This is a genomic window from Isoptericola sp. NPDC060257 (assembly GCF_042726645.1).
In the GTDB taxonomy this organism is placed as follows: domain Bacteria; phylum Actinomycetota; class Actinomycetes; order Actinomycetales; family Cellulomonadaceae; genus Isoptericola; species Isoptericola nanjingensis.
The window spans coordinates 20,600-41,372 of sequence record NZ_JBHXAW010000002.1 but is presented as its reverse complement, the minus strand read 5'-3'; the positions used below and the strand labels follow the sequence as shown (position 1 = coordinate 41,372).

22 protein-coding genes are annotated in these 20,773 nt (G+C 75.7%); 16 read left to right on the top strand and 6 right to left on the bottom strand.

The genetic code is table 11. The features are described 5' to 3' along the window. Positions 1-6: 6 nt before the first annotated feature. Complete coding sequence (locus ACFWEK_RS00440) at positions 7-450, bottom strand: nitroreductase/quinone reductase family protein (RefSeq protein ID WP_430552711.1); 444 nt, start codon at positions 448-450, stop codon at positions 7-9. A gap of 210 nt (positions 451-660) precedes the next feature. Here ACFWEK_RS00440 and ACFWEK_RS00435 point away from each other — a divergent pair, with 210 nt between their 5' ends. The 7 genes from ACFWEK_RS00435 to ACFWEK_RS00405 all read left to right on the top strand — a co-directional run bounded on the left by ACFWEK_RS00435 (position 661) and on the right by ACFWEK_RS00405 (position 7,651). Further along, the gene (locus tag ACFWEK_RS00435; RefSeq protein WP_430552710.1) at positions 661-1,554 is read left to right on the top strand and encodes an ABC transporter ATP-binding protein; all 894 of its coding nucleotides are present in this window, start codon (positions 661-663) and stop codon (positions 1,552-1,554) included. Beyond that, the gene (locus ACFWEK_RS00430; protein WP_430544579.1) at positions 1,551-2,810 is read left to right on the top strand and encodes an ABC transporter permease; all 1,260 of its coding nucleotides are present in this window, start codon (positions 1,551-1,553) and stop codon (positions 2,808-2,810) included. The genes ACFWEK_RS00435 and ACFWEK_RS00430 overlap by 4 nt, the downstream gene beginning before the upstream one ends. Before the next feature lie 71 nt (positions 2,811-2,881). After that, positions 2,882-3,082, top strand: a complete 201-nt coding sequence (locus tag ACFWEK_RS00425; protein ID WP_429763096.1) for a DUF4177 domain-containing protein — start codon at positions 2,882-2,884, stop codon at positions 3,080-3,082. A 106-nt stretch (positions 3,083-3,188) separates the two neighbouring features. Further along, positions 3,189-4,505 carry a cytochrome ubiquinol oxidase subunit I gene (locus ACFWEK_RS00420; protein WP_430552709.1) on the top strand — a complete coding sequence of 439 codons (1,317 nt, stop codon included), beginning with the start codon at positions 3,189-3,191 and terminating at the stop codon, positions 4,503-4,505. Continuing rightward, positions 4,502-5,488, top strand: a complete 987-nt coding sequence (locus ACFWEK_RS00415) for a cytochrome d ubiquinol oxidase subunit II (protein WP_430552708.1) — start codon at positions 4,502-4,504, stop codon at positions 5,486-5,488. The genes ACFWEK_RS00420 and ACFWEK_RS00415 overlap by 4 nt, the downstream gene beginning before the upstream one ends. A 114-nt stretch (positions 5,489-5,602) precedes the next feature. Further along, the gene (locus tag ACFWEK_RS00410) at positions 5,603-5,815 is read left to right on the top strand and encodes a hypothetical protein (RefSeq protein WP_430552707.1); all 213 of its coding nucleotides are present in this window, start codon (positions 5,603-5,605) and stop codon (positions 5,813-5,815) included. Between the two features lie 78 nt (positions 5,816-5,893). Further along, positions 5,894-7,651 (top strand): PQQ-binding-like beta-propeller repeat protein, encoded by a 1,758-nt coding sequence (locus ACFWEK_RS00405; RefSeq protein ID WP_430552706.1) that lies wholly within the window; start codon positions 5,894-5,896, stop codon positions 7,649-7,651. On the opposite strand, the gene ACFWEK_RS00400 is transcribed toward ACFWEK_RS00405, so the two are convergent. Then, a complete protein-coding gene (locus ACFWEK_RS00400) occupies positions 7,622-8,341 on the bottom strand; it encodes a PadR family transcriptional regulator (protein WP_430552705.1) in 720 nt (239 codons plus the stop codon). The two genes, ACFWEK_RS00405 and ACFWEK_RS00400, sit on opposite strands and share 30 nt — an antisense overlap. 205 nt (positions 8,342-8,546) lie before the next feature. Between ACFWEK_RS00400 and ACFWEK_RS00395 the strand changes: the two genes are divergently transcribed. Beyond that, entirely contained in the window at positions 8,547-10,463 is a 1,917-nt protein-coding gene (locus ACFWEK_RS00395) for a cation:proton antiporter (RefSeq protein WP_430544573.1), read from the top strand. A 22-nt stretch (positions 10,464-10,485) separates the two neighbouring features. Here ACFWEK_RS00395 and ACFWEK_RS00390 read toward each other — a convergent pair whose 3' ends face one another. Next, positions 10,486-11,295, bottom strand: a complete 810-nt coding sequence (locus tag ACFWEK_RS00390) for an ABC transporter permease (RefSeq protein WP_430552704.1) — start codon at positions 11,293-11,295, stop codon at positions 10,486-10,488. Further along, positions 11,292-12,203 carry an ABC transporter ATP-binding protein gene (locus tag ACFWEK_RS00385; protein ID WP_430544571.1) on the bottom strand — a complete coding sequence of 304 codons (912 nt, stop codon included), beginning with the start codon at positions 12,201-12,203 and terminating at the stop codon, positions 11,292-11,294. Before ACFWEK_RS00385 ends, ACFWEK_RS00390 begins: the two co-directional genes overlap by 4 nt. A 130-nt stretch (positions 12,204-12,333) precedes the next feature. Here ACFWEK_RS00385 and ACFWEK_RS00380 point away from each other — a divergent pair, with 130 nt between their 5' ends. The 3 genes from ACFWEK_RS00380 to ACFWEK_RS00370 all read left to right on the top strand — a co-directional run bounded on the left by ACFWEK_RS00380 (position 12,334) and on the right by ACFWEK_RS00370 (position 14,699). Then, on the top strand, positions 12,334-13,578 hold the full coding sequence (locus ACFWEK_RS00380) for a sensor histidine kinase (RefSeq protein WP_430544570.1): 1,245 nt from the start codon (positions 12,334-12,336) through the stop codon (positions 13,576-13,578). A gap of 10 nt (positions 13,579-13,588) precedes the next feature. Beyond that, positions 13,589-14,251 carry a response regulator gene (locus tag ACFWEK_RS00375; RefSeq protein WP_430552703.1) on the top strand — a complete coding sequence of 221 codons (663 nt, stop codon included), beginning with the start codon at positions 13,589-13,591 and terminating at the stop codon, positions 14,249-14,251. 91 nt (positions 14,252-14,342) lie between these two features. Beyond that, on the top strand, positions 14,343-14,699 hold the full coding sequence (locus ACFWEK_RS00370; protein WP_430552702.1) for a hypothetical protein: 357 nt from the start codon (positions 14,343-14,345) through the stop codon (positions 14,697-14,699). A 23-nt stretch (positions 14,700-14,722) separates the two neighbouring features. Here ACFWEK_RS00370 and ACFWEK_RS00365 read toward each other — a convergent pair whose 3' ends face one another. Then, positions 14,723-15,514, bottom strand: a complete 792-nt coding sequence (locus ACFWEK_RS00365; protein WP_430552701.1) for a deoxyribonuclease IV — start codon at positions 15,512-15,514, stop codon at positions 14,723-14,725. Positions 15,515-15,576: 62 nt separating this feature from the next. Here ACFWEK_RS00365 and ACFWEK_RS00360 point away from each other — a divergent pair, with 62 nt between their 5' ends. Together ACFWEK_RS00360 and ACFWEK_RS00355 are read left to right on the top strand one after the other, a co-directional pair. Continuing rightward, positions 15,577-16,401, top strand: a complete 825-nt coding sequence (locus tag ACFWEK_RS00360; protein ID WP_430544566.1) for a hydroxymethylpyrimidine/phosphomethylpyrimidine kinase — start codon at positions 15,577-15,579, stop codon at positions 16,399-16,401. A 21-nt stretch (positions 16,402-16,422) separates the two neighbouring features. Further along, positions 16,423-18,090, top strand: a complete 1,668-nt coding sequence (locus ACFWEK_RS00355; RefSeq protein ID WP_430552700.1) for an acyl-CoA dehydrogenase family protein — start codon at positions 16,423-16,425, stop codon at positions 18,088-18,090. 34 nt (positions 18,091-18,124) lie between these two features. On the opposite strand, the gene ACFWEK_RS00350 is transcribed toward ACFWEK_RS00355, so the two are convergent. After that, entirely contained in the window at positions 18,125-18,670 is a 546-nt protein-coding gene (locus ACFWEK_RS00350) for a hypothetical protein (protein ID WP_430552699.1), read from the bottom strand. A gap of 155 nt (positions 18,671-18,825) precedes the next feature. Between ACFWEK_RS00350 and ACFWEK_RS00345 the strand changes: the two genes are divergently transcribed. Genes ACFWEK_RS00345 through ACFWEK_RS00335 form a run of 3 tightly spaced genes read left to right on the top strand, consistent with a single transcriptional unit; the run spans position 18,826 to position 20,773 of the window. After that, complete coding sequence (locus ACFWEK_RS00345) at positions 18,826-19,497, top strand: YceI family protein (protein ID WP_430552698.1); 672 nt, start codon at positions 18,826-18,828, stop codon at positions 19,495-19,497. Next, positions 19,494-20,009, top strand: a complete 516-nt coding sequence (locus ACFWEK_RS00340; protein ID WP_430552697.1) for a sigma-70 family RNA polymerase sigma factor — start codon at positions 19,494-19,496, stop codon at positions 20,007-20,009. The genes ACFWEK_RS00345 and ACFWEK_RS00340 overlap by 4 nt, the downstream gene beginning before the upstream one ends. Continuing rightward, positions 20,006-20,773 carry an anti-sigma factor family protein gene (locus ACFWEK_RS00335; protein ID WP_430552696.1) on the top strand — a complete coding sequence of 256 codons (768 nt, stop codon included), beginning with the start codon at positions 20,006-20,008 and terminating at the stop codon, positions 20,771-20,773. Before ACFWEK_RS00340 ends, ACFWEK_RS00335 begins: the two co-directional genes overlap by 4 nt.

Here is a 20,773-nt window from a genome sequence, read left to right as displayed (position 1 = left end):
TCGAGGTCAGGCGCGCGGGGTCAGCCGGATGACGGGCAGCTCACGGTCGGTGCGGGCCTGGTACCGGGCGAAGCCGGGGGAGACGGACGTGACCGTCCGCCAGGCGGCGGCGCGCTCGACGCCGTGCAGCTCCTCGGCGACGACGGGCACGGTCCGGCCGCCGGTCGTGACCGTCGCGCGGTCGGGGTGGGCCGCGAGGTTGAGGTACCAGGAGGGGTTCGCCCGAGCGCCGGCGGCGGACGCGACGACGATCCAGCTGCCGTTCCCGCCGGGGAAGCCCCCGACGGGGGCGGACCGCTCCTGACCGGTCCTCCGGCCGATCGTCGTCAGGGCGAGGAGGTCGCCGGTCGACCGGCCCGCCCGCCGTGCGACCCGTCGGTTCCGGCCGGCGAGGAAGCGGCCGCGGGGCTGGTGTGCGCCGCGGGTGCCCTGCGGGTGCGTGAACGACATCGTGCTCTCCTTCGTCGGGGCGGCGGGTGCTCGCCGGTGGGTCCTGCGTCCTGTCGCACGTTGCCAGGGGCGGACGGCCGCCGGTACCGACCGGCGGCCACCGTGCCGCGACGAAAGTCGGGGGTGGCGCGGCTCCGCCGGCAGGGGGAGGCGCGGATCTCCGCCGCCGGGCGGATCCGCCGCGGGGTCGCGGTCCGTAGCGTCGTCGTCATGGACAACGACTCCCTCGAGGTCCGGGGCCTGACCCGGACGTTCGGCGACCTCACGGCCGTCGACGACGTCTCGTTCGCGGCCCCGCCCGGGCTGCTCACCGGGTTCGTCGGCGGCAACGGCGCCGGCAAGACGACGACCATGCGCATGATCATGGGCGTCCTCGCGCCCACGGCGGGCGAGGTCCGGTTCGGCGGCGACCCGGTGACGCGCGCGGACCGCCGCGCGTTCGGGTACATGCCGGAGGAACGCGGGCTCTACCCGAAGCAGCCGGTGCTCGACCAGCTCGTCTATCTCGCACGTCTCCGCGGCATCGCGGCCCCGCGGGCCCGCGCCGAGGTGCTGGACATGCTCGACCGGCTCGGCCTCGCCGGGCGCTCCAAGGAGCACGTCGAGAAGCTGTCGCTCGGCAACCAGCAGCGCGTGCAGATCGTCGCCGCGCTGATGGGCACGCCGCGGCTGCTGGTGCTCGACGAGCCGTTCAGCGGCCTCGACCCTGCCGCCGTCGACGGCATGGTCGACCTGCTCGCCGAGCACACCGCCCGCGGCGTGCCGGTGCTGTTCAGCTCGCACCAGCTCGACCTGGTGGAGCGGCTGTGCGAGCGGCTCGTCATCCTCAAGTCCGGCCGCGTCATGGCGGACGGCGCGCCCGCCGACCTGCAGCGGACCGGCGCGCTGCGCCACCGGCTCATCACGAGCGGCGACGCCGGCTGGGTGCGCGGCGTCCTCGGCGTGCACGCGGTCGACGTCGACGGGCCCGTCGCGCTGCTCGAGGTGGCCGACGACGCGGCCCTGCAGCGGCTGCTCGCCACCGGCCTCGAGCGCGGCGGCGTCCGCGAGCTCACCCCCGTCCGGCCCACGCTGGCCCAGATCTACCGCGAGGTGACGGCATGACCACCACGACCCCGACCCGCCCGGACACGCCGGGCACCCTCGACCGGACCGGCGAGGAGAGCACCCGCGGCGCGTGGCTCGTCGTGATGAAGCGCGAGATCGTGGTGCGCGCCCTCAACAAGACGTTCCTCGTGGGGCTGCTCGTCTCGGTCGCGATCATCGCCGCGCTGGCCGGGTTCATGGCCTGGCAGGGCGGCAAGACCGACAGCTTCACGGTCGCCGTCCCGGCGGGCGACGCCGCGGCGACGGCGGCGGTCGAGTCCGCGGCCGCGATCCCCGAGGACCAGGGCGGCGGCGCCGAGCTCACGACCCTCGAGGTGCCCGACGGCGCGACCGCCCGCGCGGCGCTCGCCGACGGCGACGCGGACGGCTGGCTGCACCCTGCTGACGGGAGCGCGGACGGGGGCGACGGCGGCTGGGTGCTCACCGGCGAGGCGGACCCCGACAGCACGCTCACCCGCCTGCTCACGGCGGGGGTGGCCGCGGAGACGCTCGACGCCAACGCGCAGGCCGCCGGCACCACGACCGCCGAGCTCACCGCGGGCGGCACCCTGACCACCGACCGGGTCGACGGCGACGCCGTGGACTCGCAGACGCTGTTCTTCGCGTCGTTCGCCCTCGCGCTGCTGTTCTTCATCGGGGCGCTCGGCTCCGGGCAGATGATCGCGGGCAGCGTGGTCGAGGAGAAGCAGTCGCGGCTGGTGGAGATCATGGCCACCGCCGTGCCGCTGCGGCACCTGCTGGCCGGGAAGATCCTCGGCAGCTCGGTCGTGGCGCTGGCGCAGAACGTGGTGTTCGCCGCCGTCGGCCTCGCGGCCCTGTCGTTCACGCCGACGGCGTCGATCCTGCCGTCGCTGTCGACGTCGCTCGTCTGGTTCGTGCTCTTCTTCGCGGTCGGCTTCCTCGGCCTCGCGGCCCTGTACGCGGTGGCGGGCGCGCTGGCGTCGCGCACCGAGGACCTGCAGCACACCACCACCCCGATGACGATGGCCATCATGGGCGTGTACTTCCTGACGTTCTCCGCCAGCGGCACCTTCGAGACGGTCCTGTCCTACGTCCCCGTGGCGAACGTCGTCTCGATGCCCGTGCGCGTGCTGTCCGGCGACGCCGCGTGGTGGGAGCCGATCGTCTCCCTGCTGATCCTCGCCGCGTTCGCCGTCGTCGCGCTGCTCGTGAGCGAGCGGGCCTACCGCGGCGCGCTGCTGCAGACCGGCGGGCGCGTCGGCTGGCGGAGCGCCCTGACGGCGCGCGCCTGACCGGCGGCCCGCGCCCGCGCCGAAGCCCGTCCACCGACACCGTCCACGAACACCGACGAGGGAGCCCGGCCATGACCGCACCGACCACCGCGTGGGAGCACAAGGTGCTCACCTACAAGCTCGCGATGCGCGGGTTCGACTACGCCCAGATGGAGCGCGACCTCAACGACCTCGGCCGCGAGGGCTGGGAGGCGGTGGGCACGCTGTCGCCGAGCTACGGCGCCGGCCAGGCCATCGAGGTCGTGGTCGTCGTCAAGCGCCCCGCCGCCTGAGGTCGGCCGTGGGGGTAGGGGAGTCCCCCGAAATCGCTCAGGGTTGTCCCCCGAAGGTCCCGAAAACCCTGGGATCGCGGGGCTCGGGCGCCCTAGCGTCAGCCGCATGACCGCCGTCGACGCCGCCCGCCTGCAGTTCGCGCTGCTCGCCGGGACCCACTTCCTCTTCGTCCTGGTGACGCTGGGGCTCGGGCCCGTCGTGGCGATCCTGCAGACCCGGTGGGCTGCCGCCCGCGACGCCGGCCGGGCGGCGACGCTCGAGACCGCCACCCGCTTCTGGGGGCAGCTCTACCTGGTCAACTACGCGCTGGGCATCGCCGCCGGCATCGTCATGGAGCTGCAGCTCGGGCTCCACTTCCCGGGCCTGCTCGACGTCGCCGGTGGCGTGTTCGGCGCCCCGCTGGTGATCGAGACGATGGCGGCGTTCTTCCTGGAGTCCACGTTCCTCGGGCTGTGGGTGTTCGGGTGGCACGTGCTGCCGCGCTGGGCGCACACGGCGGCGTTCTGGGCGGTGGTGGTCACCGGCTACCTGTCGGCGTTCACCGTGATGGTGGCGAACGGCTTCCTGCGGAACCCGGTCGGGTTCGAGATGGTGGAGGGCGTCGCCCGCGTCACCGACGCCGCGGCCCTGGTCACCAACCCCGCGGCGCTGCTGTCCGCGCTGCACGTGGTGGGCGCCTGCCTCATGGCGGGCGCGTTCCTGCTGGTGGGCGTCAGCGCCTGGCACCTGCGCCGGGCGCCGTCGCGGCTGCCGGGCGTGATCGCCGCGGGCCTGCCGGGCGCCGTCATGTCGCCGGAGAACGACGTGTGGCGGCGCTCGATGCGGATCGGGCTGGTCGCAGGCACGGTCGGGGCGTTCGTCGCCACGAGCTTCGGGTACGCGCAGTTCGCGTACCTGCAGCACGTGCCCGGCGGCGACCCGCCGGTCGTGGGCATCGCGTACGGGGTGATGCAGGGCGTCGCGGGCCTGGTGTTCGTCGTCGGGTGCGTGCTGCTGCTCCTGTTGCCCGGCAACGTGCTGTTCCGCCTCTGGCGGCCGCTGCGCACCGGCCTCTACGCCACGCTCACCGCGCTGCTGCCCGTGCCGTTCCTCACCGCGCTGCTCGGGTGGGCGGCTCGCGAGATCGGCCGCCAGCCGTGGGCGATCGCGGGCGTGCTGCGCACCGAGGACGCCGTCTCCGGCGCCTCCGCGGGCGCGGTGATCACGTCCCTCGTCGTCCTCGTCGGCGTGATGGCCACCCTCGCCGTCGTCGACTGGTCGGTGATGGCGCGCCTCGCCCGCCGCGGCACCACGCGCCTCGCCCTCGGCGCCCCGCCCGCCCAGGTGCTGCACGACGCCGACGACGACGGCGACGGGCGCGACGACGGCGGCACCCGGCGCGACGACCGCGCCGAGCTCCTCACCTTCGGAGGCACCCGATGAACGCCCTCGGCTGGGGCCTGCTGCTCGCCGTCCTGCTCGCCGGGTGGGCCGCGCTCGACGGCGCCGTCCAGGGCGGTGTGCCGCTGGTGCGCGCGCTCGGCGGCCGCGACGACGCGCGCCGTCGCACGGTGCTGGCCACGGTCGCGCCGTTCCTGCTGCTGGGGGAGGTGTGGCTCGTCGCCGCGGCGGGCATGCTGCTCGCCGCCTTCGGCCACGTCGAGGCGACGCTCTGGGCGGCCGGGTACCCGTTCGTCGTGGCGCTGCTGGTGGCCTGGGTGGTGCGCGACGCCGCGCTCTGGCTGCGCAGCCGCCTGCCCTCGCCGGTCTGGCGCCGGGGGTGGGACGCCGTCGGGCAGGCGGCGAGCCTCGCGCTCCCGGCGGCGTTCGGCGCCCTGTCCGGCGTCGCGTGGGTGCGGTTCTCCGTGGTCGGTCCGCAGGCCGACGGCGGCTCCGGGGCGGCGCAGGCGCTCGCGCTCGGGCTGCCGGTCGTCACGGCGGGGCTCGCCGTCGCGACGGCGCGGGTGCACGGCGGGCTGGTGGTCGCCGCCCGGGCGCCCGAGGCGATCGCGCGGGAGGCCCGGCGGCGTGTCCGCCGCGCCCTCGTGCCGGCCGCCGCGCTCGCCACGCTGGCCGCGCTCGGCGCGCTCGCCGTCGCGGCGCTCGGGACGGCGTCGGCGCTGGTCGCCGCCGTCCTGCTCGTCGCCGTCGCGGGGGTGGCGCTCGCGGCCCGCTTCGACCTGGACCGCGGCGTGCACCGCACCGGCGTCGTGCGCGCCTCCGGCCCGCTGCTCGCCGTCGTGCCGGTGGCCGCGACCGCCGCCGTCGTCGGGCCCGCGGTGCTCGCCCTCGCCGCGCCCGCGGCGGTGCTGCACGCCCTGACGTGGCCCGTGCTGGGCGCGTTCGCCGCCGTCCTCGCGGCGCAGGCGGTGAGCTGGCGGGTGCTGGTGCGCCCGCTCGGGCCGCGCACCGCCGTGTTCCTCTGAGCGCTCCGCCGTCCGGGTCCTGACGTGGTCGTGACGCCCGGGCAACACCGCGGAAACCGGCGCCGCGCAGCATGGGGACGAGCGGCCGCCCGGGCCGCGCGAAGGAGGTCTCCCATGGCTGCCACGATGCCCGTCCCGATCCCCGTCCCCGCCCCGTCGCGGGCGGTCCTGCCCTCGCCGCACTCGGCGGCGGCCCCCGGGGCGGGGCGTCGCGCCAACCCCGGCGACCGGCTCACGGTCGACCCCGACGACCGCCGTCGGCGTGCCCGCACCGCGCTGCTGGAGCTCGCCGTCGCGCGCTCCGTGGAGCGCCGCCGGGCGCTCTGAGCGGCGGTACGAGCAGGCCCTGAACAGCGGGGGCGCGCACGGGTCGCCGGGCACGCGGGCCAGGCTTAGGTTCGAGAGGTGGCCCGACGACGCGGCGCCCGCCCGGACGCCTACACGTTCGACCTCGACGCGGACGGCGCGGCGCCCGACGACCTCGAGGATCCCGCGGACGCGCCGGTCGTCCGGGCCACCCGGAGCGCGGGGTCCCGCGGCCCGCTCCTCATCGACCTCGACCCCGACGACGTCGACGACGACCCGGGCGACCTCGCGCCGCCCTCGGACGCGGAGCCGCTCTCGTGGCACCGCGCGCTGGACCGCGCTCGCGTCGCCCTGCGCGGCCGCCGACTCGTGGCGGCGGTGGTCGTCGTCGCGGCGGCGCTCACGGCGGTGGTCGTCGACACGGTGGGCGACCGCGGCCGCATCGCCGCCCTGCGCGCCGCGCCCGGCGGGGTGCTGGACCTGAGCGCCGAGCCGCACGAGGTGTGGCGGGTCGAGGCGGAGGGCAGCGTGCCCGGCGGGCTCATGGCGGTGGCGGGCGGGCTGGTGGTGGCGCAGCGCCAGGAGACGCTCCTCGGACTGGACGTCGAGACCGGCGAGCGGCGCTGGCAGGTGGCGCTCCCGGCCGGCGCGAGCTCGTGCGGCCCGGGGATGCAGGTGTGGTCGGGCGGCGTCCAGGCGGACACGGCGGACCGGATCGTGTGCGTGACGGCGCGGCCCTCCGACGGCGGCGCCTCGGAGGGCGACAGGGTGCGGCGCAGCACGGTGACCGTGGTCGCCGCCGACGGCACCGTGGAGGGCACGCGGGAGGTGGAGGGCTCCCCGGCCGAGCTCTACCCCGGCGGCGACGGGTCGCTGGTCTCCGTCGAGTGGGTGGGCGAGGCGTCGCCCGTGGACCCGCGGGTCGCGGACGACATCGTGGCCGGCGTCGCGGACGCGGGGGCCATCTCGGACGGCTACGACCTGCGGGTCCGGGTCGAGGACGCGGTCACGGGCGACCGGCGGTGGCAGCAGACGATCCCGTTCGACGGCGCGGTGGACCCGTCGTTGTGCGTGCGGTGGTCGGACGACGGCACGACGTCGGGGGTGGACCTGCGCGGCGGCGTCCAGACGGTGGTCACCGACCGCCTGCTGTGGCTCGGCGGGTGCGGCATCGACGCGTGGTTCACGCCGGGCGGCGGTCGCCTGGACCGCCCGGCCGACCCCGGGACGTTCGAGGGGTTCTCCGTGGAGCCGCTGACCGGCGGCGGCTACGCGGTGCGCACCGACGCCGACGACCTCAGCGCCGACGACCCCACCGCCACCGACCGCATCCTGCGCGACGACGGCACCGAGGTGCGCGAGGTGCGCGGGCGGTACCTCGTGCCGCTCAGCACGGACGGGGGCGGGGACGGTGTGCACCTCGCGCGGCGCGGCGCCGCGACGGTGGCGACGTCCGACGACGGGACCGAGCTGTGGCGCACCGACGTGCGCAGCACCAGCGTGCTGGTGCGGACCGCTCAGGTGGCAGTGCTGGTGGACGAGGGCCGGCGCGTGTACGGCGTGGACCTCGGTACGGGGGACGTGCTGTGGGTGCGACCCGACCTGGTGGAGGGGCTCGACGCGATGGGGGCGTACGGGCCGCGGTTCGTCGACGCGGCGTTCACCGACGGGCGGCTGGCCGCGTTCGTGGTGCCGGACTACGCCCGAGGCGACGTCGTGCACTGGGTAGCGCTCGACGCCGCCTCGGGCCGTCAGCTGTGGCAGGTCGAGCTCGGCGGCGACGGCTGGGGGGTCCAGCTCGCGGTCGCCGGCCGGCTCGTCCGCTGGTCACCGACCGAGATCGTCGGCCTCGGCTGACGGGTCGTCGGCGTCGTCGGCGTCGGCGTCGGGGGCGACGTCGTCCGCGAGCACGAGGTAGACCTCGCGCCGCGCCTTGTCGAGCACCGCGGCCGCGGCCTCGGCCTGCGCGCGCGTGCCCGCTCGGGCGACCTGCTCGACGGCGCCGCCCAGGGCGCGCATCGCGTGGTGCAGCTCGTGCCCCTGGCGCCGCGGGTCCTCCGCGACCTTCTGCCACGGGGTGCCGAGCTCGTCGCGGTGCTCCTCGACGTACGCGCGACCGGAGTCGGTGAGCGACGCGAGGCGGCGTCCGCCGTCGTCGGCCACCATGACGAGGCCCTCGTCCTGGAGCTGGGAGATGGCCGGGTAGACGGCGCCCGGGCTGGGGCGCCAGCGGCCGTCCGTGCGCTCGGCGAGCTCGGTGATCACCTGGTAGCCGTGCATCGGCTGCTCGGCGAGGAGCAGCAGCAGGGCGGCGCGGATCTCACCGCGACCGGCGCGGCGGCCGCCGCCCCGGTGGCCGCGGGGTCCGAAGCCGGGGCCGAAGCCCGGGCCGGGAGGGAACCCGGGGCCGAAGCCGCCGGGGCCGGGGAAGTCGCCCCGGCGGCGGCGGTCGCCGCGCGGGCCGGGCTGACGGTCGAAGGGGTGCCGGTCGAAGGACCGGGGGTCGTAGGTGCGGGGATCGAAAGAGGTGTCTCGGGGGGTACGCATGAGCGGTGTCCTCACTGGTTCGGGATGGATGGTCGGTGTCGCCCGGGGAGCGCCGGCGGCGCCTCGACCTCGGGCGGCGACGTATCTAAGATAGGACGCGATATATCGTTAAGACAACCCCGGAAACTGTGACGTGGATCACTCTGATACCGGTTCGGTGACGGGGGCCAGGAGAACGCGCGGAGGTGCGCCTACGTTGAACGGCATGGAGGTGCTACTCGTCGCGGTGCTCGCGGCGGTCGTCGTCATCGCCGTCACCGCGCTGGCACCCCGGGCCGGGGTCGCCGCACCGCTGGTCCTGGTGCTGATCGGCGTCGCCGTGAGCTTCGTCCCCGCCGTCGCGGCCATCGAGATCGATCCCGAGATCATCCTCGTCGGCGTGCTGCCCGCGCTGCTCTACGCCTCGGCGGCCTCGTTCCCCTCGATGGACTTCCGGCGCGACTTCACGGCGATAGGCGGGATGGCCGTGCTGCTCGTCGTCATCACCGCGGTGCTGCTCGGGTTCGTGTTCTCGTGGGTCATCCCCGGCATCGACCTCGCCGCGGGCATCGCGCTGGGCGCCATCGTCAGCCCCACGGACGCGGTCGCGACATCGATCATCAAGAAGCTCGGGGCGCCGCAGCGCGTCGTCGTGATGCTCGAGGGCGAGGGGCTGCTCAACGACGCGACGTCCCTGGTGCTGCTGCGGTCCGCGATCGCCGCGACGGCCGCGAGCGTCAGCCTGTGGGGGGTGGTCGGCAGCTTCTTCAAGGCCGTGCTGCTCGCCGTCCTCATCGGCGTGATCGTCGGCCGGCTCGGCCTGTGGGCGCGCGAGCACCTGCGGCACGCCGCGCTGTCCACCGCGGTGTCGTTCGTCGTGCCGTTCGTGGCGTACCTGCCCGCCGAGGAGCTGGACGCGTCGGGCATCGTCGCCGCCGTCGCGGCCGGCCTCGTCACCAGCACGCTCTCGGCGCGGCACCTCAGTCCCCAGGACCGGGTGGCCGAACGGATGAACTGGCGCACCATCGAGACCCTGCTCGAGGGCGGGCTGTTCCTCGCCATGGGCCTGGAGGTGTTCGGCCTCGTCCAGGACGTCCGCGAGGCGCACGGGTCGCTGTGGACGGCGGTCGGCGTCGCGGCGCTCGCGGCGGTCGTCGTCATCGCGCTGCGCGCGCTGTTCGTGCTGCCACTGCTGCGCTACCTCGCGGCCCGGCGCCGGCGCGCGGAGCAGGTCCGGGAGACGCTCGACCGGATGGAGCAGCGGGTCTCCGCGAAGCTCGACGAGTTCACCGACCCGCACGGGATCATCACGCCCGACGCCGCGAAGGCGCTCTCGGCCGTGTGGACGCAGGGCGACCAGCGCGTGTGGGAGGCCGGCAACCCGCGCCGCCAGGTCCGGCGGGTGCAGCGCCGTGTGCAGCTCGAGGCGGAGAAGCGACGTACCGCGGCTGCGGGCGGGCTGTCCGACGACCAGAAGGAGCGGATCCGGCAGCGCCGGATGGACCGGATCGCCGAGTTCCGCAAGCGGTTCACCCGCCGGATCGCCGACGTCGACTACCTGCTCGCCGCCCCGCTCGGGCCGAAGGAGGGCGTGGTCATCGTGTGGGCCGGCATGCGCGGCGTCGTGACGCTCGCGGCGGCGCAGACCCTGCCCAGGGAGGACTTCCCGCAGCGGTCCCTGCTGGTGCTCATCGCGTTCGGCGTCGCGGCGGGCACCCTGCTGGTGCAGGGCGGCACGCTGCCGTGGGTGGTGCGACGGCTGGGGCTGGCGGGCGTCACGTCGTCGCGGTTCGACGAGGGCACGCAGGGGCTGCGCGAGATCGTCGACGGCACCGCCCGCGATCTGCTCGACGACCCGGGGCTGCGCCGCAAGGACGGCACCCCGTACGCGCCGTACGTCGTGGAGCGCGTACGGACCGTCGTCGTGCGCGAGCAGGCCGACCAGGACGAGGAGGAGGCGACGCCCGAGGAGCTGTCGGCCCAGTTCTTCGAGCTGCGCCTCGCGACGATCTCCGCGCAGCGCAAGGCCCTGCTCGAGGCCCGAGCCGTGGGGACCTACGACTCGGACCTGCTGAGCAGGGCCCTGGACCAGCTCGACGCCGACCAGATCGCCGTCGAGATGCGCGGGCACCTCGACGGCTGATCCGGCCGGCCGGCCGATCAGGTCAGGACGACGAGATCTCGCTGCGCGCCGTCCGCCACAGGCCGCCGGCCAGCGGCGCGACCACCCAGATGAGCGTCGCGGTGGCGAGCTGGGCCCAGCCCTGGCCGTCGAGCGCGCTGCCGAAGAGCAGCGGCTGACCCGCGGTGCCGAGGTCGATCCAGGGCAGGACGTCGGCCATGCCCGGCACGAGACCGCCCACGAGGCCGAACAGCGTCGGCGCGAGCAGCAGCGTGACGATCGCGGCCGGCGTGCTGCGCAGCAGCAGTCCGAAGCCCACGCCCTGCGCCATGAACAGCACGACGGAGAGCGCCAGGTAGAGCACGGCGCGCAGGGAGACGTCCCAGGCCGGGTCGGCGTCGCGGAAGGCGACGACGAGCAGGTGCGCGAGGGCGGCGAGGCCCACGGTGAGCACGAGCAGCGCGAGACCGGAGCCGATCGCGCCGACCACCTTGGCCAGCCCGACGCGCGTGCGGCGGGGTTCGAGCGTGAACGTCACCAGCGCGGTCCGCTGGGACCACTCGGACGTCGCGGCGAGCACGCCCACGATGGGCAGCAGCATCGCCATCGGCGTGGTCGTGCCGACGACGAACGCGCTGAACGAGTGGTTGCCGCCGTTGACCGCCATCATCACGGCGAGCACCGCCGCGGTGATGATCGCGATGACGGCCAGCATCCAGCGGCCTGCGCGGGTGTCGAGCTGCTTGCGCCACTCGACGAGCGTGAGGGTCGCGAAGGACACGGGGCGCAGGTCGGCGCCCGGACGGTTCGTGCGGCTCGCGCCGGCGGCGCGGGTCGGGGTCGCGGTGGTCATGCCGACACCTCCATGCGGGTCTGCTCGCGGGCGTCATCGGCGGTGAGCTCGAGGAAGAGGTCCTCGAGGCCGCGGGAGTCGGCGGCGCGCAGCTCGGCGAGCACGACGCCCGCGGCGGCGGCCGCGCGGCCGACGTCGATGGGCTCGGCCTCGACCGACAGGCCGCCGGTGGCCAGCTCCTCCACGCCGGCGCCGCCCTGGCGCAGCGCGAGGGCGAGCGCGGCGTCGTCGGTGGAGCGGACGAACGCGCCGGCCTGGCGGAGCAGGTCGTCCTTGTGGCCCTCGGCGACGACGCGGCCGCGGCCGATGACGACGATCCGGTCGGCGACCGCCTCCATCTCGCGCAGCAGGTGCGACGAGAGCAGCACGGTGCCGCCCCGGGAGGCGAAGTCGTCCAGCAGGTCGCGCATCCAGCGGATGCCGGCGGGGTCGAGGCCGTTGGCCGGCTCGTCGAGGATCAGCACCTCGGGGTCGCCGAGCAGCGCGGACGCGAGCCCGAGCCGCTGCCGCATGCCGAGGGAGTACTGGCCCACGCGGCGGGCCGCCTCGCGGTCGGTGAGTCCCACCAGGTCGAGCGTGGTGTCGATGCGGCGGCGGTCGACGCCGGTCATGAGGGCGGCGAGGGTGAGCACCTCGCGCCCGGTGCGCCCGGAGTGCTGGGCGCCGGCGTCGAGCAGCACGCCCACGCGCCGGCCGGGGTTGGCGAGCGCCGTGAACGGCTTGCCGAGCACGCGGGCGGAGCCCGACGTGGCCGGCGTGAGGCCGGTGATCATGCGCATCGTCGTGGACTTGCCGGCGCCGTTGGGGCCGAGGAAGCCGGTCACGTGCCCGGGCTCGACGGTGAACGACACGTCGTCCACGGCCACGGCCGGCCCGTATCTCTTGGTGAGGTGCTCCACGGTGATCATGGCTCCACCCTGCCCGGGCGCGGGCGGACGCCGCGTCCGGCGAGGGGATGGTTCGTGTCCTCCTTCCGGAGGATGCGGCACCTCCGCCCGGCGGATGCCCGCGGTGCCGCCGCTGCCTAGGCTCGACGTCGTGCCGACCGCCCCTGCCCGTCCGTCCCGCGCCCGCCGGGTGTGGGGGGAGACGTGGCGCGTGCTGGTCGCCCTCCTTGCCGGCCTGACGGTGATGGTCCTCGTGGCCTGGGAGGTGGACACCGGTCAGCGGCAGATGACCGACGCGCAGTGGGCGCTGGACTTCCTCGTGGGGCTGGTCGGGCTGGGGCTGCTGCTCCTGCGCCGCAGGGCCCCCCTGACGATCGCGCTGGTGCTGTGCGCCGCGGCGACGGTCTCGTCCCTGGTGGTCGGCGCCGAGACCATCGCGGTGATCTCCCTGGCCACGACGCGGCGGTGGTGGAAGATCGCCGTCGTCGGGGTGGTGTTCGTGGCCGCGGGACGGGTGCACAGCACGCTGCACCCGTACGTCACCCCGGAGTCCTACGACCGGTGGATCGAGCTCGTCGGCGGCGCGGTCATGTACGCCCTGTTCGTGTGGATCGGCGCGTACATCGGCCTGCGCCGGGAGCACCTCGCGTCGCTGCAGGAGCGGGCCGAGACGGCCGAGCGGGAGCAGGTGAGCCGGGTGGCGCAGGCGCGCACGGCGGAGCGGACCCGCATCGCCCGCGAGATGCACGACGTGCTGGCGCACCGGATCTCGCTCGTCGCGATGCACGCGGGGGCGTTGGCCTACCGCACCGACCTGCCGCCGGAGAAGGTCGCGGAGACCGCCGGCGTCGTGCGGGACAACGCGCACGCCGCGCTGACCGAGCTGCGGGAGGTGCTGGGTGTGCTGCGCGACCCGCTCGCCGGGGACGGGGAGGGTGGCGCGCCGCCGGAGCCCCCGCAGCCGTCGCTGGCCGACCTCGCCGAGCTGTTCGCCGAGGCCCGCGCGAACGGTGCCGACGTGCGGGTGGAGGGGATCGAGGACCTGGCCGAGCGGGCCGCGGGGCTCGGCGAGGCGGTCAGCCGGCACGCGTACCGGATCGTCCAGGAGGGGCTGACGAACGCGCGCAAGCACGCCCCGTGGGCGCCCGTGGCCGTCGCCGTCACGGGCGCGCCGGGCGAGGGGCTGACGATCGTCGTGCGCAACCCGGTCCGCAGCGTCGGGCCCGTGCCCGAGGCGTCCGTGCCCCCGCCGTCGGGCCTCGGCCTGGTGGGACTCACGGAGCGCGTGGAGCTCGTCGGCGGCCGCCTGTCGTACGGCACGACGGCGGACCCGGCGTCGCGCGACGGGCGCGCCGCGGCGTTCGTGCTGGAGGCCTGGCTACCGTGGGCGGCATGAGGTGGGCGGCATGAGCGGGACGACGCGTGTGGTGCTGGTCGACGACGACGCGCTGGTGCGCTCAGGGCTCACGCTCATCCTGGGCGGCGACACGGACCTGGAGGTCGTCGCGACGGCGTCGGACGGGCTCGAGGCGCTGGACGTCGTGGCGCGCGAGCGGCCCGACGTCGTCCTCATGGACATCCGCATGCCGCGCCTGGACGGCATCGAGGCGACGCGCCGGCTCCGGTCGGTGCCCGACGCGCGGGTCATCGTGCTCACCACGTTCGACGCGGACGACATGATCGTCGAGGCCCTCCGCGCGGGCGCGGCCGGGTTCCTGCTCAAGGACACCCCGCCGGACCGCCTGGTCGCGGCGGTCCGGGCGGCCGCGGCGGGGGAGCCGACCCTGTCGCCGCGCGTCGCGGAACAGCTCATCGCGCGGGTCACCGACCGGTCCGCGCCCGACGGCCGCCGGGCCGCCGCCGCGCGGCTGGAGACGCTGACCGAGCGCGAGCGCGACGTCGCCCTCGCCGTCGCGCGCGGGCTGTCCAACGCCGAGATCGCCGCCGAGCTCTACATGAGCGTCCCGACCGTGAAGACGCACGTGTCGCGCATCCTCACCAAGCTGGACGCCGCCAACCGCGTGCAGGCCGCCATCGTCGTGCACGACGCCGGGCTGGCCGCGAGGTGACGGGCCGAGCCGCTCGGTCGCACGACGAGGCCCGAGCGCGGACGATCCCCGGCGCGTGGTGCGTGCCGTGACCTATGTCCGGAGACTGACCGTGGCGCTCCGTGCGCGCAGCGCCCCCGAGCCGATGATCGCCGTCGTCGTGCGCGAGGTCGAGGCCTCGCCCCTGCGGGACGACACCGTGCTCGAGCGGGAGCTCGGGACGCCGGAGGACTATGCCGCGGCGTTGGTGCCGGATGCGCCGGTGAGGCGCCGGACCGGGCCGGTCATGATCGGCGGGATCGTCGCGGCGGTGGTGTGGCTCGCGCTGGTTCACGTCGGAGACGTGGTCGGGTGGCACCTCAGGGACACCCTGGGCCCGCTGGCGTCCGTTCCCGCCCTCGTGCTGCTCTTCCTCGGGGTGTTCGGCCAGTTCCTGTCCGATTACGCCCGGCGTCCCGGCGACTCCTGAGGCGGCCCGGTCCGCCGCGGCCTTCAGGCGGCCAGGCGCTCCCGCAGCCACGCGATGTCGGGGCCCATGTCGCCGTGCGTCTCGCACACGACGGGCGCGCCGGCGGCGGCGACCACGCCGACGAGCTGCTCGGGCGGGATGTTCCCGTCGCCGAAGTGCGCGTGGCGGTCGGCCCCGGAGCCCGCGGTGTCGCGCGAGTCGTTGGCGTGCACCAGGTCGATGCGGCCGGTGATCGCGCGGATGTCGTCGACGGCGGTCGCGAGGTCGATGCCCCCGGCCCAGGCGTGGCAGGTGTCGAGGGTGAAGCCGACGTTCTCGGCGCCGTTCGCCCGCATCACCGCTGCCCAGAGCATCTCCAGGCGGTCGAGGCGGCGCGCCATGGAGAAGTCGCCGCCCGCGGTGTTCTCGATGAGCACCGGCACGTCGGTCTCGAGCGCGTCGATCGCCTTGCGCCAGTTGTCGAAGCCGACGTCCGGATCGTCCTTCGCGGTGACGTGCCCGCCGTGCACGACGACGCCCTTCGCCCCGATCTCGCCGGCGCCGGTCATGATCTGCTGGAGCAGCTTGCGGCTGGGGATGCGGATGCGGTTGTTGGTGGACGCCACGTTGATCACGTACGGCGCGTGCACGAAGACGTCGAGGCCCGCGGCCGCCGTCTCCTCGCGGAAGGCCTCCGCCCCGCCGGGATGGTCGAGCGGCGGCACCTTCCACGCCTGCGGGTCGGAGAGGAACACCTGCACCACCTCCGCCCCGATCTCCTTCGCCTGCGCGACGGCGTCGGTCCGGTCGACGTGGGCCCCGATCTTCACGCTCATGCGCCCACCCTACGGATCGTGCCCGACAACGCCCGCCCGCCGCCGTCGTAGGCTGGCCCACCATGAGCACCACGCCGCCGCTCGCGTACGTCATCGCCGGGTCCGAGGCCACGGGAGGGGCCGGGATCCAGGCCGACCTCAAGACCTTCCAGCAGCTCGGCACCTACGGGGTGGGGACGCTGACCTGCATCGTCTCGTTCGACCCGAAGCACGACTGGGGCCACCGGTTCGTGCCCGTGGAGCCGCAGGTCATCGCGGACCAGTTCGAGGCCGCGACGTCCACCCACGCGCTCGACGTCGTGAAGATCGGGATGCTCGGCACGCCCGCCACGATCGACGTCGTCGCCCGCTCGCTGGAGACGCAGCCGTGGCGGCACGTCGTCCTCGACCCGGTGCTGATCTGCAAGGGCCAGGAGCCGGGCGCCGCCCTCGACACCGACACCGCGCTGCGCGAGCGGGTGCTGCCGCTGGCCACGGTCGTGACGCCCAACCTCTTCGAGGCCAAGACGCTCGCCGGGATGGACGACATCACCTCCGTCGAGGAGCTGACCGAGGCCGCGCGCCGCATCCACGCCCGGCTGGGCGACGGCCACGGCCGCCGGTACGTCGTCGCGAAGGGCGGCGTCGAGCTGCCCGGCCCGGACGCCGTCGACGTCCTGTTCGACGGCGACGAGGTCACCGTGTTCGCCACGCCGAAGGTGGGCGAGGAGCGCGTCTCCGGCGCCGGGTGCACGTTCGCCGCGGCCATCACCGCGGAGCTCGCCAAGGGCGCCGACGTCCACACCGCGGTCCGGGTCGCGAAGGACATGGTGACGCAGGGCATCGAGGCACGCGTCGAGGCCCGCACGCCGTTCGACACCGTGTGGCAGGGCGCGTACGCCTCCTGACGACCTGAGGAAGGAGCCGCCGTGACCGTCGACGAGGACGTGCACGCGGGCGGGCACCGCACGCACGAGGTGACCAACCAGCCGCCGGAGCGGGTGGACGTCAACGAGTACCTCGACTTCCCGGTGCTGCGCGACGCCGTGCACGCCTTCGGCGGCGGCTGGGGCGAGGAGCGGCTCGTCGAGGCGGGGGCGCACGTGGGGAGCGCGGCGTTCCAGCGGGCCGCGGAGCTCGCGAACACCCACGAGCCGGTGCTGCGCACCCACGACCGGCGGGGACGGCGGGTCGACGAGGTCGAGTACCACCCCGCCTACCACGAGGTGATCTCCGCGGCCGTGGCCCGCGGCGCGCACACGAGCGCGTGGGCCGACCCGCGGCCGGGGGCGAACGTCGTCCGCGGCGCCCTGTTCTCCCTGTTCGGCCAGGTGGAGGCCGGCCATGCGTGCCCGGTGTCGATGACGCACGCCGCCGTGCCCAGCCTGCGGCACGCCCCTGACCTGGCCGCGCTCTGGGAGCCGCGCCTGCTCGCCACCGGGTACGACGGCGCCCTCGCCGCGCCCGGCGCCAAGCTCGGCGCGCTCGTGGGCATGGCGATGACGGAGAAGCAGGGCGGCAGCGACGTGCGCGCCAACACGACCCGCGCCGTGCCGGCCGGGGACGGCACGCACGTCCTCACCGGACACAAGTGGTTCTGCTCGGCGCCGATGTCGGACGCGTTCCTCGTGCTCGCCCAGGCCCCGGACGGCCAGTCCTGCTTCCTCGTGCCGCGCGTCCTCGAGGACGGCACCCGCAACGTCTTCCGCCTCCAGCGGCTGAAGGACAAGCTCGGCAACCGGTCCAACGCGTCCGCCGAGGTCGAGCTGGACGGCACGGTCGGGCACCTGGTGGGGGAGCCGGGCCGAGGCGTGCGCACGATCATCGAGATGGTGCAGCGCACCCGGCTGGACTGCGTGCACGGCAGCGCGGCAGGGATGCGCCAGGGCGTCGCCGAGGCGCTGTGGCACGCGCGGCACCGGACGGCGTTCGGCGCCGCCCTCGTCGACCAGCCCGCGATGACGGCGGTGCTCGCCGACCTGGCGCTGGAGTCCGAGGCCGCGACGCTCACCTCGATGCGCCTCGCCGCCGCGCACGACGCGGACGACGAGGGCGAGCGGGCGTTCCGCCGCCTGGCCACCGCCGTCGCGAAGTACTGGGTGTGCAAGCGCGGCCCGCACCACGCCTACGAGGCGATGGAGTGCCTCGGCGGCAACGGGTACACCGAGGCGTTCCCGCTGGCCCGGCGCTACCGCGAGCAGCCGGTCATGGCGATCTGGGAGGGCTCGGGCAACGTCGTCGCGCTGGACGTGCTGCGGGCCATGACGCGCGAGCCGGCGTCGCTGGCCGCCGTCGACGCCGAGCTCGCGCTCGGCGCCGGCGCCCACCGCGACCTCGACGCGCACCTCGCCGCGACCCGCGCCCTCCTCGGCGACCTGGCCGGCGCGGAGCCCGCCGAGCAGCAGGCCTCCGCGCGCCGCGTCGTCGAGGCCCTCGCCGTGGGGCTGCAGGCGTCGCTCATGGTGCGGTACGCCCCGGCGGCGTCGGCGGACGCGTTCGTGGCCGCCCGGCTGGGCGCCGACCGCGGCCACGGGTACGGCGTCCTGCCGCGCGGCACCGACGCCGCCGCGATCCTGCGACGGCACGCCGGGCCGTGACCGTGCGCGGTGACCGCGCGCCGCGGGGGCCGCGTCAGTAGCCCCCGCCGCCGCCCGAACCGGGCATCGTGGTGATCTCGGAGCCGTCCGGCGCCACCACCCACCAGATGTCCTGGAGGCCCTGGCCCGCGACGTCCCCGGGCGCCGCGTCCCCCGCGTACAGGTACACGGGGCGGCCGTCGAGCGTCACCTGGGACTCCCCGTCGTTGCCGGTGATCGTGCCGACCTCGGCCGTCACGCCCTGCACCTCCGGCGTCGCGCTGCCGGCGTGCACCGGCGGCCACGCGGCCAGGCACTCGCCGGTGCACTCGCTCTTGCCCGACCCGGCCTCGTCGGGCGTGTAGTAGTAGACGGTCATGCCCTGGCCGTCGACGACGATCGTGCCCAGGTCGCTGTCGGCGGTGGACAGCGCGCCGGCGCTCCCCGACCCGCCGCCGGAGGACGAGCCCGACATGGTGTCGGTCGGGGTGCTCGCCCCGCCGCCGTAGCCGCCGCCCCCACCGCCGCCGCACGCGGCCAGGGTGGTGGCGAGCGCCGCCGCCGCGGCGAGGGCGGCCAGTCGTGACCTCGTGGTGCGCATGATGACTCCTCCGGCTCGGACTCTCCGCTCGGGTGCTGCTGTGAGGGACGACGAGATCGCGGCGCCGGCGGTTCACCTGAACCTTCGGGCGCCCTGCCTCGTCGTGCGGGATGGAGCCGCGCGGGCGGGCGCGGCCCGGGGCGGGAGGAGCGGTCGTGCGGTCACGGACGAAGGTGCTGGTGGGGGCGGGAGCCGGGCTGGTCCTGCTCGGCGGCGCCGCCGTGCTCGTCGGCCCCGGCCTGTACGCCGACCACGCCAACCGCGCCGCGGCGGAGCCCCCGACGCTCTCCAGGTCGGGGGCTCCGCTCGCCGACCCCGCGGGCCTCGACGGCACGTGGACGGTGGCACCCGGGTCGGAGGCGGGCTACCGCGTGCACGAGGTGCTGCGGGGCGAGGACGTGACCGTGAGCGGGCGGACCGACCAGGTGACCGGCACCGTGACCGTCGAGGACGGTGCGCTGACGTCGGGCGAGGTGACGGTCGACGTCGCGAGCATCCGCACCGACGAACCGCCGCGGGACGCGTACTTCCGTGGCAGCGTGATGGAGGTGGGGACGTTCCCGACCGCGCTCTTCACGGTCACCGAGCCCGTGCCGCTCGCCGCCGGCGCCACCGAGGTGGACCTGCCGGGCGAGCTGACCGTGCACGGCGTGACGCGCGACGTCGTGGCCGCGGCCCGGGTCGCGGCCGTCGGGGAGGGCGTGCAGGTCGTCGCCGAGGTGCCGGTGACGTTCGCGGACTACGACATCGCTGCGCCGTCGCTCGGCTTCGTCCGCGTGGACCACGACGGTGCCGTCGAGATCTCGCTGGCGCTGGAGCGCTCATGAGGCCGCGCTCCCGCGCCGACGAGCAGCTCCTCGAGGCCATCCACGCCGCACACGCCCCGGACCTGCAGCGCTTCGTCGCGCGGCTGGTGCCCGCCGACGCCGACGCGCAGGACGTGGTGCAGGAGTCGCTGCTGCGCCTGTGGCGACACCCCGAGGTGCTGGATCGGCCCGAGGAGTCCGTGCGCGCCTGGCTGTTCACGGTGGCGCGCCACCTCGTGGTCGACCAGCTCCGCAGCGCGCGGCACGCCCGCGAGCGCGCCACCGGGCGCCTGCCCGAGCAGCCCGAGCCGGACCGGACCCAGGCCGTCCTGGACGCCTGGCTCGTCGCCGACGCGCTCGCCGACCTGTCGGCCGAGCACCGCGCCGTCGTCGTGGGCGCCTACTTCCGCGGGCGGTCCGTCGCCGAGCTGTCCGCCGAGCTGGAGGTCCCGCCCGGGACCGTGAAGTCCCGCATGCACTACGCCCTGCGCGCCCTGCGGCTCGCCCTGCAGGAGAAGGGAGTGACGCCATGACCGCGCCGACCGACCCGTACCGCGAGTGGGACGCCGCGTACGTCCTGGGCGCGCTGAGCCCGGCCGACCGGCGTGACTACGAGGAGCACCTGGCCGGCTGCGACGCGTGCCGTGCGGCGGTCGCGGAGCTCGCGGGCCTGCCCGGGCTGCTCGCCTCCGTGCCCGCGGAGCACGCCCTCGCGTCGGACCCCCGGGGCACGGCCGCGGGCACGGCCGCGGGCGGGGTTGCGGGGGCGGGGGTGGGCGGGGGCGACGACGGCGACCTGGCGGACGTCGTGCCCCTCGCGGCGCTGGCGGGCGCGGCCCGGCGCTCGCGGCGCCGGCGCCGTTCGCTGGTCACGGTCGCGGCGTCGGCGCTGCTGGTGGGCGGGGTCGGCGCGGGGCTGGCGCTCGGCGGCGCGGGGGAGGGCCCGGGCCCGGCGCCCTCGTCGCCGGTCGCGCAGTCCACGGCCGTGGACCTCGAGCCGGTGGGCGCGGTCGACGTGCGGGCGTCGCTCACCGCGACCCCCCGCGCGTGGGGGACCAGCCTGGAGTGGAGCTGCACCTACCCGCCGCGCTCGGGCGCCTACGACGCTGCGGGGGCGCCGACCTACGAGCTCGTCCTCGTCGACCACGACGGCGGGCGCACGGTCGCCGCGACGTGGACCGGGTCGGGCACGGCCTCCACCGGCCTCGGCGCGGCGTCGTCGGTGCCGCTGGACCGGATCGCGCGCGTCGAGATCGCGCACGCGGGCGGCGGGACGCTGGCCGCCGCGGCCCTGTGA